This window comes from Geminocystis sp. GBBB08, from assembly GCF_016743215.1.
In the GTDB taxonomy this organism is placed as follows: Bacteria; Cyanobacteriota; Cyanobacteriia; order Cyanobacteriales; family Cyanobacteriaceae; genus Geminocystis.
The window spans coordinates 6662-18169 of sequence record NZ_VRZC01000071.1; the positions used below are offsets into that span (position 1 = coordinate 6662).

Consider the following 11508-nt stretch of genomic DNA (forward strand, 5'->3'; position numbering starts at 1 on the left):
TCACGACACCACCTGCTACTAAATAAAATGGTGGCTTACCACCTCCCACCATTAAACACTCCATTTTCTGAGCGTTTTGTGACTGTGTGTGGGCGGCTCCTGTGCTTGTTCCACCACCCATTCCCGCCGTAATAAAAACTAAATCTGTGTTTTCTAAGGCTTTGGCAATTTCATCTCTGGATTCTTCAGCGGCTTTTTGCCCGATAGCTGGATTACCTCCTGCACCTAATCCCCTAGTTAATTTTTGTCCGATTTGTAGGCAATAGGTAGCCATAGATTGGGCTAAGGCTTGGGCATCAGTATTTATTTGCCAAAATTCAACTCCTACGACATTACCTTGTATCATGCGATTAACGGCATTACAACCACCACCGCCAACTCCGATGACTTTTATTTGGGCTACATTACTAGGAATAATTAAATTAGAATTCATTTTTTTTTCTGTTGACTCGTTTCCTGCCCTCACTTTTTTTCCTTGACGAATTGTTGCATTAGTGCTACTAAGGGACTTTTGTGCCGATGGTTCGAGATATTCGGCTAGGTTTAAATCTGATTCATTCATGGTTGCTTAGTAATCATGCCATTAGTGGGTTATAAATATCAAGAGTTGAATTTACTTTGTTTGATTTAGAATCGCACTTTCATTTTAATAATAAATAGTCTGTAAAAAATAATAAATATATTTTTAGAACTGATACTGAGCAAAATTATAACTTAACTTGTTAATCTTTTCATCTAAGTAATTACTATTTACTTTATACAATCTTCATAAATCAACTTTATACAATCTTTATAAAGCAAAAAAATTAACTAACTCTTTCAATTTATCCCATGGTGCCCCACTAGCGACAATTTCACGACATTTATTGATCCCTTCATAGTGATCGCCCATAGGGATTAAACCCGCTACTTGTAAAGCTAGAGAGGCGTTGAGAATAACGACATCCGACTGTGCTTTTGTCCCCTTCCCTTGAAGTACATTGGTGAGAATTTCGGCATTTTCTTCAACATTACCACCTTTTAAAGCTGAAAGAGGTGCTGGAGTAAGATTTAATTCTTGGGGATCAAGGGTAGTAACAGTTATGTTACCATTATCTAATAAAGCTAAGTCCGTTAAATCTCCCAAACCAGCCTCATCCAGTCTTTCTCTACCATGTAAAACAATAGCTCTTTTGACAGATAGATATTGTAAAGCCTGAGTAACGGGTGGGATAAACTGAGAATCATACACACCAATTACTTGACCATTAGGACGTAAAGGATTGACTAAAGGGCCTAATAAATTAAAAATAGTTCTAATCTTCAACTCTTGGCGTATCGGTGCAACAGATTTCATGGCAGGATGCCATCCGGGAGCAAACAAAAAAGTGATCCCTACCTCGTTTAATGCCTGTTTATATCGAGTTTCTTCTGCGTTTAGCTTGATCCCTAAAAATTCTAACACATCAGCAGAGCCAACTTTACTAGAAGCGGATCGATTACCATGTTTTGCCACTTTAATTCCGGCAGCAGCAGTAACAAATGCCACAGCAGTAGAAATATTGAAAGTGGAAGAACCGTCACCTCCAGTACCGCAAGTATCAATAACAGGATAGGGATGAGGGATATTTTCCAAGTTAAGAGATTGAGATTGTAATACTTGAGCCATTCCTGCTAATTCTGTGGCACAGATTCCTTTACTTTGAATAGCAGTAAGAATTGCACCCGATAAAACTGGAGAAATTTCTTCTTTTAACCATCCTTGCATCAATTCTGCCGCTTGTGCTTGAGTCAAAGATTGTTTATCTAAAAGTTGTATTAATAATTTTGACCAATCTGTAATCATTAAGATTTATTAAATTATAATTATGTTAATTATATTATCATCGACACCAACTCAAATCAAGAATTAACAAATAATTTCAATGATTGATTAACTATAACAAACAATCCTATGTGAGTTGTGAGATTTAAAGAGGTGTTAGCTATCAGCTTTCAGTGGTCAGCTTTAAGATATGGTAAGATTTACAAATTTATTTTTTAATCTTTAATTCTTCACGAATGATTTAGGATTACTATATAAAGAGTTTTTCTCAATGAGGAGATAAAAAGATAGAATATAATGAATTGTGATATAAATAAGATCTTGACAACTAATTGCTAATTGGTAATTATCAACTGTGGTATAAATAATGGATTGGAAAACACCACTAAAAGTGCAACAACAGGATTTTTTAAATCGTTTGGCATTGGGAAAATTGCTTATTTGTGATGAAAATTATCTTCATAGTGAAGTGACGATAATCAAAAAAGAAGCTATAGAAAAAATTAAAGTAGAATCGATTTTAGAATCAGAAGATATTGCTAATAAATATAACTTAACTTATCCTTTACAAGAAGTTTTAGAAATTATTTTTTCTCGAAAATTGGCGGTAGAGGCTTTTTTATCAAGATTTGGTCATTTAGTGTGGTTAGATAATCATAAATACTATGAAGACTCAAAAGCTAGTTTAGTTAAGAGTAATTTTTTAGTAAAAAAAGCTACTAATATTAAAATTTTACTCAAAAGTTATCAAGGTAATTTTAATCAAATTAAATTCTGTTTTTCCTCTGAAGAAATAAATAATAATGAAATTATAGTTTGTGCACTTTCTTCTTCAAAATTTAAAAATAATCTTCAAGAATGCTCAATAATTTTCCTAGGATTTAGCTCAAAATATTTTTTAAAACATAATAAAAATAATAATCTAGAAATATCAGGATTAAGTTTATTATATATCGGAGGATTGAGTTATTATATTAATGATATTTTACCTCTTAATTATCCTCTTTTAGAAAAGGCTAAAAAAAATTTAAAGCAAGGAAAATATGAAGAAGCAATTTCTTTTTATACTCAGGCAATTAAGTATAATAATTTTAATTATCGACCTTATTTATTAAGAGGAATATGTCGATATAAATTAGATCAAAAAAAGGAAGCTATAGCAGATTTATCTCAAGCAATAAACTTAAATAATACTTGTGATTTAGCTTATCATTGGCAAGGATATATTTATCAAGAATTAGGCAATTATTCAGAAGCATTAGTTAACTATAGCCATGAAATAGTAATTAATTCTTTAAGTTTTTTTGCCTACTATAGAAGGGCTTTTGTTTATAATAAATTAAATAAATTAATAGAGGCATTAGATGATTACAATATAGCGACTAAAATTAATAATCAGTTTTTTCAAGTCTATTACAATCAAGGGAATATTTATTATAAGTTAGGGGATAAAGAAAGTGCAATACAAAGTTATAATAAAGCATTAAAATTAAAACCAAATTTAGCAGAGGCTTATTATAACATAGGGATAATTTATCAAGAATCAGGGAATTATCAAGAAGCTATTAAAAATTATCATTTAGCTATCAAAACTAATAATCAATATTATAAAGCCTATTATAATTTAGCTATTTTACAGGCAAATTTGGGTTCCTATCAACAATCAATTAACAGTTATGAAATAATCTTAAGAATTAATCCAAATTTTATTCAAGCTAGTTATAACCAAAAATCGTTAAATTCGTTACTAAAAAAAGAAGGAAAAATTTTAAGTAAAGAAGCAGATGTTTCACCATTATCAGACAAAAATCCGCCGATAATTAGCCCTAAAAAATCTAAAGAAAAAAACAATTCTGAATATTCTTTTGTAGATTTATCTGCCGGTAAAAAAACTAATCCCTTCCTGATTGATAATCAAGGAAATTAGAGAATTAAAACAAATTTGTAAATTGTAAATCACAAACAAATTTTAATTGTAACTTTATACAGTCCTTTTTAATTGAGCAAACGATATTATTAGATAGGGCATATATTTTACCCTACATTGCTAATAAGATTTTAACTTTCTAGGCAATAGTTTAGTCAAAGTAGATAATTTTAATTTTATACAGTTTAGTGCAATGGTTTTTGTAATTGAGATTGTAGGGATATTTCTTGATTATAAAAAATGCCTTTCAGCAAATTATCCTGAAGATTATCTTGATTTTTTGCCAAAGAAGGAAACAGCATCCAACGACTACCATGAGATAATAATAACAGTGAATTAATATCTTGAGACAACCAAATCACAGGAGAAGAAGGGATTTCTTCCGTCATGGTTACGCCATAGTTAACACCAGCAAGAGTTTCTAACATTACTTGACTACCATGGATAATACCTAAATCAGCAGTCCATAATTTTACCTCCAACTGTTGACGACTGGCATAAAAAAACATGGAAGCCGCAACAATTACCGCCTCTTCAAAATATTTATCTTCCCAGATGCAAGAGTTGTGTAAACAAATAATAATTTCCTCTCCTCCCGTAATGGTTTCCAGTTCCCTGACTTGTAAATCTCCAAAACGAGCGCTACTACGCCAATGTATTAAGCGAATAGCATCTCCATAACGATATTGTCGTAAAGTTTTTGTTACGCCTTCAGTGGCATTTTGATAAAGTTTATCACTTTGTCTTTGTTTAGCTTCTTTAATGCCAATATTATCAATTAAGGGACAAGTTTGTAAAGGTAAAACTTGAGGATAAACAACAGCTTTAGCTTCCACTTGACGTTGACGGATACTATAAAATAATCCAAAAGGAGCGGCTGTTTTCAACATTACATTCTCCCAATGATAAATTCCTCTTTTTTTAGTATGAGTATAGGATACTATTTTGAGTTGATTTTTTGGCAGAATAGTTTCAATAGTATTAGTTATTTTCCCTGATAATTGTAGGGGAATTTCGTCAATAACTTCAATTAAATTTTTTATTTTTTTTGTAGGATTAGTAATGATTAATTCTATGGTTAATTCATCTCCAGCACTAATAGGTTGTATGGGTAATCTTTTTACCTGAAGTTGCTTTAAAGTTTTGATAGAAATAAAAAAATTTACACCTAATAAAGATAAAAGTATGCCACTTAAAACATAAAGCCAACCAGCCATAGTATTAGTGGCGGCGCCGAAAAAACTTAAAGCAATACCAATTAATACCCAACCACTATAAGCAGGAATTGCCCAACGATTTTCTAGCCAATGGATAAAAGAGACAATAAAATTATTATGGGGGAAAATTTGGCGATTCATGGATAACTCTCACAAATTGAATTTATGAATTATGATAAGCTAAGACTCATTTAACTTACATTTTTGATTAATTCTTAACAAAGCAATGGGCTTAAGCCGTTTGTTACCCTTTGCCTTAACTCCCGATTCTATTATGCTAAATAACTTATAAGTTTTATTTTGTCCTGAATATTTAGTAACTTTTGATACAGTATCATAACACTCTTGGTAGAACCGAGATCTATACTAAATTCTAAATTTAAGACACCAAATTTTTGAGTTAAACAACAAAATTGTTGCTAAAGTAGCTTAAAATAGATTCAGAGAAAAATTTTTAATGTAACTTCAATATCAGTCAATCAACACTGACACTCTATTTATTATGACTCAATCTATATTATCAGTCCGCAACTTAACTGCCAGTGTCGATGGCATACCGATTCTTAAAGGGGTAAACTTAGAAATAAAAGCTGGTGAAATACACGCTATTATGGGGCGTAATGGTTCAGGAAAAAGTACTTTTTCTAAAGTGTTAAGCGGACATCCTGAATATGAAGTAACAGGAGGTGAGATAATTTATTTAGGTGAAAACTTACTGGAAAAAGAGCCTGAAGAAAGAGCATTAGCAGGTATTTTCTTAGCTTTTCAGTATCCTTTAGAAATACCTGGCGTTAGTAATCTTGATTTTTTGAGGGTAGCTTATAACGCCCGTTGCAAACATTTAGGGTTAGAAGAATTAGACGCTTTTGATTTTGAAGATTTAGTCGAACAAAAGTTAGAAGTAGTAAAAATGAACTCAGCTTTTTTGGCTAGAAGTTTAAATGAAGGATTTTCGGGAGGGGAGAAAAAACGGAATGAAATTTTGCAAATGGCTTTACTTGAGCCAACTTTAGGCATTTTAGATGAGATAGATTCAGGTTTAGATATTGATGCTTTACGGATTGTTTCTGAAGGTGTTAATAAATTACGCACTCCTGACAACGCCTTTTTGTTAATCACCCATTATCAACGATTACTTGATTATATTACTCCTGATTTTGTTCATGTCATGTATGAGGGTAAAATTGTCATGAGTGGGGATAAAAATTTAGCCTTAGAATTAGAGGCAAAAGGTTATGATTTTCTTGAAAAAGAAGAGATTAAAATAGTATCAGTGAGTTAGTAAAATTAATTGATGCCCTTTATTTTTCTCAAAGCTTTGGTAAAAATGAGTTTAAACCCAGAGTCATGATTGAGGAAATTGAGCATCATTGCCCCGTTACCCATTGCCCTTTTCCCTCTTCCTTTTCCCTTTTCCGTACCTTCAATGATAATTTTATCTCGAACTGAGGTTAACTTAAAACATAGCTACTATATATTCTTTTTTGAATTTAACTACCAAACCCTTTTTTATTTTTACGAGGAGATTGTTTTTTAAATTCTCCTATTTTTATCCACTGTAAATGTTGGTTTAACAAGTCTTGAAGATTATAATTTTTGATGATAGTTTCTCTCGCTTTTTTCCTAATTTTAGCCATAATTTCAGGGTTATCTAAAGCATATTCTACCTTATCAGCAATGGCATTGGGAGAGAAAAATGGCACTAATAAACCATTATAATTATCTTGAATTAACTCCAGTACGGGTTGAGTATTGGAAGCTACAACAACACAACCAGTGGACATCGATTCTAACATTGACCATGATAAAACAAAAGGACGGGTTAAATAAATATGAGCCGAAGATACTTGTAAAACTTTGAGATAATCAGCATAACCTAATAATCCAGTAAAATGGACTTTACTTAAATCAAGGGGTACTTTTTCTAACATTATGTCTTTATAATTTTTACCATCAGGTAATTGTTTACCATAAGCAACTCGATTTTGACCAACTATGACAAAATGAGCATTAGGGCGACGTTTTTGTAAAATACCAATGGTTTCGATTACTTGGGGAAAACCTCGATAAGGTTCCATTCCTCTTCCTACATAAGTAATAATTTCAGTTACATTGCTTAAATCTAAATTAATCTCAGGTATTACTAATTTAGTGTCGGGATTAGGTTTGAAATATTCAGTGTCAACACCATCATGTAAAACGGTGATTTTTGATTGAAATTCGGTAGGAAATTGCTGTTTTTGCCATTTTGTCGGGGATAAACCTCGATCGCAACTGTACAAATCGATTAAAATAGGAGCATTCTTCACCCTAATTCTAGCTTCATCATCTGCCGAAATGGGATCAGTAGGATCGAAATCTGCATCACTACCATGAGCTTTATAAAACCATTCAAAATAACAGAGAAATTTAGCACGAGGAAAAATATCTTTAATAAATAAAGTTGGTCCCCAGCCTGAATGACCATATACAATATCAGGATAGAAACCTATTTCTTTTAATTGAGTTGCCACACGATATAAACCTTGCCCTTGTAAAACAGCATTTTCTAAACTTCGCACATAGTGATGAGTCTCAACTCTAGCTTCTCTGGAGGGTTGATAAATTATCTTCTTTACTCCCTCTATTTGCCCTTCTTCTCGCTTTGTTGCGTAAATTACCTCATAATTGGGATCTTTCCCTAAAACCATCGCTAAATGACGAAATTGTGCGGGAAAATTGGGGTGTATAAATAATATTTTAATTTTTTTATCAGACATAATTTATTGATAGATAATTGATTGCTTGAGATAATAGACTTCTGCACCAAGTTGTGACAATGGGCAATGGGCAATGGCTAAATTTTTTTCATTCTAAATTTTTCTGCCAATAGTTATTAAAATTGATAATTTCCTACGTAAAATAGATTTTAATTTTTATTTTGCACTCGTGTCTATTGAAGAATAGATTATAGGTTATTGGTAAATAGACATGAACCACAATTAGTCCTAAAATCAATTCTAGTAAACAAATTATCAATAATTCTTACTATTGTCCATTCCTAATTACTTTATTTTGAAAAGAAGCCTGTCAGACTATCAAAACAAATGAGTATTTATACTTAAATAAAGATATTGTTTTAGTAATAATTATAAACATAATTAGACCTTAGTAAAACTAAAATATTTTATCTAACTATCATATTTAATTAGGCATAACTCAGAGTTAATTACTTACTTAGAAAGAGTTTTAAGTTTAGGAAGTAAATAATTGGCTATTTTTTTGACTCCAAAATTAAGTATAATTTTTCACTATATTAAATAAATAGAGTATAATGATTGGTTGTTAGAAAAATAAATCAAGAAAATTGGCAAATTATTATTCATTCTTTGATCTAAGGGAATAAATTGTCAAAAACTGCTAGTTATGTTATGTAAAAATTTTTCAATCCATAAACAAATATAAGAGGTTAATATTATGGAATTAATTGTTTGTCTTGTTTTAGCCGTATCAGCTTTTGCATTACTAATTACCTCTATTATAGGTTTAGTTTCTGCACCTACCCCAATTCTGTTAGCTATATTAATAGGCGGAATAATGTTTACCCAAAAATCTATTAATAAGCTGACAGAAGTTGACATAAATTTAATGGAAGAAAGAGATAAAAATAGAATTGAAAAAGTAGAAATTGCCTCTTTAGAGGTGGTTAATGAAAATCAACCAACAATAACAAAATCAATGACTTATAGAGGTTTTAATTATAACCGCACAGCTAATAGTGATAAAAGCCCTATCTATAAGTCTAGTGGCGTTACCCATTATAGAGGTGCTGTGGTTGATAATAGTAAAAAAGAAATTGTTTAAACAAAATAAAAGCTTTTTGCTTTAATGTCAAAAGAACTTATTTGATCTTAAAAATGTCAAAAAAAAATACACCCGTTATATTTTTCAGAAAAAAACCCCCACAGAAATTAACGGGTTAGTGTCAAGAGATTAACAGAATTGTAGAAATTATCCTTGATTGAGATTAAAAGTGTTAATTTTACCTAAAAATTCTTCTGTGAGTTTACTAAAGGCTTTTGAACCGCTAGAATTAGGAGATGTTAACACTGCTGGCATAAATAAATCTACGGCTTTGGCTACATTGACATCCATGGGAATATCCGTGGCGAATAATTGATCTATGGTAAAATCCTGCTTAACTCTTCTTATAACCTGATCATAATATTTGTCATAACGACCGAATATTCCAGCTTCTGACAAAATAAAGACAATTCCTAATAAACGCAAATTTAATGAGTTATTGTTTTCATGACTGTCTTTTAACTTTTTAATGCGTCTTTCTAATAATTGTATCCCTACTAATGATAATTGTTCAGGGCGAGCTGGTAATAAATAAAAATCACAGGCAGCGATAGCACTTCGAGTTAAAAGATTATATCCAGGAGCACAATCCATGATAATAAAATCATAATCGTTGATGACGGGTTTTAAAATATTATGAATTAAAAATCTTTCAAAGTGATTCCATACTTCTGCAAAATTTTCAATTTTATTTTCGTCAATAGCTTGTTGATGCAACATTTCTGACACTAGATACTCATCATATAACTCAATATCACCTGGTAGTAATTCTAACTTAGGTAAACCACAAACAGACTGATAAATTAAATCATGAATTCCTAACTTTGCATAAGGGTTAGGTTGAATAATTCCATCAATTAAATAACTTAAGGTTTTGCGCTTTTTACGCAATTTACCAAATTCGTGAGGTGGTAATAAACTTAACGTAGCACTGATTTGTGCATCTAAATCAATAACTAAGACTTTTTTATCAAAATTTTTGGCTAAAGAGGTAGCTAAATTAACAGTTAAAGTTGTTTTGCCTACACCTCCTTTCATATTAACAGTACTGATAATATATCCCATAATATTTTAAAAATTTTAAGATTTAATAACGTTTTCTTCTATCCAATTTAGATAAGATTGAGAGGCTTTGATAATGGGTAAAGCGATAATTTCCGGTAAATCATAAGAATGTAACTCTTTGATTCTATTTTCCAATATTGAAAAAAGACCTAAATCTGTTTTAATTATTAATTGCCACTCAGAGTCTTCACAGATTTTTCCTTGCCAACGATAAACAGAATTAATCGGTAAAAAATTGACACAAGCTGCCAAATTTTCCTCGATGAGTGTTTTTGCTATCATCAACCCTTCTTTTTCATTACCAATAGTTACTAAAATTACTCCAAAATCATTTTTATTCATAAAATATCATATAGGAATGAGGAATGAGGAATGAGGAATTAGAAATGAGGAATTAGAAATGAGGAATTAGCAAAGGTTTTAAACTCCTTGTTAGGAATCAGAAATAACTAGCAAAATGCCTCCTACACAAATATAGATTATTCACTATCTATTACTGATTGTTTATTACTTATTCTCTATATCTAATACTTAATGCTGACTAAACTAATTATTTTAATTTTTCGTAACATTACTTAATAATAAATTTTTCTTTAAATATTCCTTCATAAAAATACCATAACTTATAAACATTGCAACTTTTGTTTCAGAAAACCTTTTCCTGATATGCCACTATAAAATAATAAATCTGTTAATAATTTTAAAGCGAAAGAAGATTGATTTTCAAGGGAGAGATTTATTTCTAAAAATTCTTCTGATTGAGATAAAATTAAAAATTGATCTAAATAATCTTTGACGATACCATAATAATTATTGCCAGAATCAGAATTTTCTATTTGTTCTAATAAAGAACAAGCTCTTCTAATTAATTCATCGTTTCTTTGTAAAATTTCTGCTAGATATTCAATCAATAAATCTAACTCAGAATTGCTTAAAGGAATTACAGTAGATTCTATTTTAATACCTAATGCTAAAATTCCTAAATAAATTAGTTTTATCTTTTCAGGAGTATTATTAACTTTTTCAACATCAATTAAATTTTCTTGTTCGTATAACATAATATAATTCTTTATTAAAATTAATGGTAATTATGAAACAAATAACTCTTCATTTACCGAAAAACTTTTCTTCTGTAATTGTAAAACAGAATACCATCAATGGTTATATTTATGACACCTTAACTTCTACTAATTCTCAAGCATGGCAATTAAGGCAGGAAAATATTAAGCCTCCTTTTGTGGTTATCGCTAAACAACAAACTGCTGGAAAAGGGCAAAGAGGCAATATTTGGCGATCGCCTATTGGTGGTTTATACTTTAGTATAGTACTAGAACTTAATCTTCCTGTGGAATTTATTTCTCATTTAACCTTGTTTAGTGTATATGGCATCGTTATGGAATTAAGAAAATTCGAGATTCCTATAGAAATAAAATGGCTGAATGACTTAATTTTAGAAGGAAAAAAATTAGGAGGAATTTTATGTGAAACGAAAAGCGATGGTAAGATAATAAAAGAAGTAATAATAGGAGTTGGTATTAACTATAAAAATGAAATTCCTGAAGGAAGGATTAGCTGAAATAACTATGAACAAAAAATTAATAACATAACCATAAAATCTATATATGAGCTAATAGAAATAGTAAGTTTAGGTA

10 protein-coding genes and 1 pseudogene are annotated in these 11508 nt (G+C 30.5%); 4 read left to right on the forward strand and 7 right to left on the reverse strand.

Features of this window, described 5'->3' with window-relative positions:
- Positions 1-433: pseudogene (locus FWJ34_RS10755) on the reverse strand (cell division protein FtsZ); the annotation flags it as partial.
- 357 nt (positions 434-790) lie between these two features.
- Complete coding sequence (gene trpD, locus FWJ34_RS10760; RefSeq protein ID WP_308255319.1) at positions 791-1825, reverse strand: anthranilate phosphoribosyltransferase; 1035 nt, start codon at positions 1823-1825, stop codon at positions 791-793.
- 346 nt (positions 1826-2171) lie between these two features.
- Between trpD and FWJ34_RS10765 the strand changes: the two genes are divergently transcribed.
- The gene (locus FWJ34_RS10765) at positions 2172-3731 is read left to right on the forward strand and encodes a tetratricopeptide repeat protein (protein WP_308255320.1); all 1560 of its coding nucleotides are present in this window, start codon (positions 2172-2174) and stop codon (positions 3729-3731) included.
- 185 nt (positions 3732-3916) lie between these two features.
- On the opposite strand, the gene FWJ34_RS10770 is transcribed toward FWJ34_RS10765, so the two are convergent.
- The gene (locus FWJ34_RS10770) at positions 3917-5089 is read right to left on the reverse strand and encodes a DUF58 domain-containing protein (RefSeq protein WP_308255321.1); all 1173 of its coding nucleotides are present in this window, start codon (positions 5087-5089) and stop codon (positions 3917-3919) included.
- A gap of 361 nt (positions 5090-5450) precedes the next feature.
- Between FWJ34_RS10770 and sufC the strand changes: the two genes are divergently transcribed.
- Positions 5451-6230, forward strand: a complete 780-nt coding sequence (sufC, locus tag FWJ34_RS10775) for a Fe-S cluster assembly ATPase SufC (protein ID WP_308255322.1) — start codon at positions 5451-5453, stop codon at positions 6228-6230.
- A gap of 208 nt (positions 6231-6438) precedes the next feature.
- Here sufC and FWJ34_RS10780 read toward each other — a convergent pair whose 3' ends face one another.
- Positions 6439-7692 carry a glycosyltransferase family 4 protein gene (locus FWJ34_RS10780; RefSeq protein ID WP_308255328.1) on the reverse strand — a complete coding sequence of 418 codons (1254 nt, stop codon included), beginning with the start codon at positions 7690-7692 and terminating at the stop codon, positions 6439-6441.
- Between the two features lie 712 nt (positions 7693-8404).
- On the opposite strand from FWJ34_RS10780, the gene FWJ34_RS10785 reads away from it, so the two are divergent.
- A complete protein-coding gene (locus FWJ34_RS10785) occupies positions 8405-8791 on the forward strand; it encodes a hypothetical protein (RefSeq protein ID WP_308255323.1) in 387 nt (128 codons plus the stop codon).
- Between the two features lie 147 nt (positions 8792-8938).
- Here FWJ34_RS10785 and FWJ34_RS10790 read toward each other — a convergent pair whose 3' ends face one another.
- The 3 genes from FWJ34_RS10790 to FWJ34_RS10800 all read right to left on the reverse strand — a co-directional run bounded on the left by FWJ34_RS10790 (position 8939) and on the right by FWJ34_RS10800 (position 10914).
- The gene (locus FWJ34_RS10790; protein WP_308255324.1) at positions 8939-9856 is read right to left on the reverse strand and encodes a ParA family protein; all 918 of its coding nucleotides are present in this window, start codon (positions 9854-9856) and stop codon (positions 8939-8941) included.
- A 15-nt stretch (positions 9857-9871) separates the two neighbouring features.
- Positions 9872-10198 (reverse strand): divalent-cation tolerance protein CutA, encoded by a 327-nt coding sequence (cutA, locus tag FWJ34_RS10795; protein ID WP_308255325.1) that lies wholly within the window; start codon positions 10196-10198, stop codon positions 9872-9874.
- A 281-nt stretch (positions 10199-10479) separates the two neighbouring features.
- On the reverse strand, positions 10480-10914 hold the full coding sequence (locus tag FWJ34_RS10800; protein WP_308255326.1) for a DUF3038 domain-containing protein: 435 nt from the start codon (positions 10912-10914) through the stop codon (positions 10480-10482).
- 32 nt (positions 10915-10946) lie between these two features.
- Between FWJ34_RS10800 and FWJ34_RS10805 the strand changes: the two genes are divergently transcribed.
- Positions 10947-11432 (forward strand): biotin--[acetyl-CoA-carboxylase] ligase, encoded by a 486-nt coding sequence (locus tag FWJ34_RS10805; RefSeq protein ID WP_308255327.1) that lies wholly within the window; start codon positions 10947-10949, stop codon positions 11430-11432.
- The last annotated feature ends 76 nt before the right edge of the window (positions 11433-11508 follow it).

What these genes read in the sequence shown, in the direction of transcription:
- trpD (WP_308255319.1), bottom strand. Translation starts at nt 1,825, where the DNA reads ATGATTACAGATTGGTCAAAATTATTAATACAACTTTTAGATAAACAA.
- FWJ34_RS10765 (WP_308255320.1), top strand. Translation starts at nt 2,172, where the DNA reads ATGGATTGGAAAACACCACTAAAAGTGCAACAACAGGATTTTTTAAAT.
- FWJ34_RS10770 (WP_308255321.1), bottom strand. Translation starts at nt 5,089, where the DNA reads ATGAATCGCCAAATTTTCCCCCATAATAATTTTATTGTCTCTTTTATC.
- sufC (WP_308255322.1), top strand. Translation starts at nt 5,451, where the DNA reads ATGACTCAATCTATATTATCAGTCCGCAACTTAACTGCCAGTGTCGAT.
- FWJ34_RS10785 (WP_308255323.1), top strand. Translation starts at nt 8,405, where the DNA reads ATGGAATTAATTGTTTGTCTTGTTTTAGCCGTATCAGCTTTTGCATTA.
- FWJ34_RS10790 (WP_308255324.1), bottom strand. Translation starts at nt 9,856, where the DNA reads ATGGGATATATTATCAGTACTGTTAATATGAAAGGAGGTGTAGGCAAA.
- cutA (WP_308255325.1), bottom strand. Translation starts at nt 10,198, where the DNA reads ATGAATAAAAATGATTTTGGAGTAATTTTAGTAACTATTGGTAATGAA.
- FWJ34_RS10800 (WP_308255326.1), bottom strand. Translation starts at nt 10,914, where the DNA reads ATGTTATACGAACAAGAAAATTTAATTGATGTTGAAAAAGTTAATAAT.
- FWJ34_RS10805 (WP_308255327.1), top strand. Translation starts at nt 10,947, where the DNA reads ATGAAACAAATAACTCTTCATTTACCGAAAAACTTTTCTTCTGTAATT.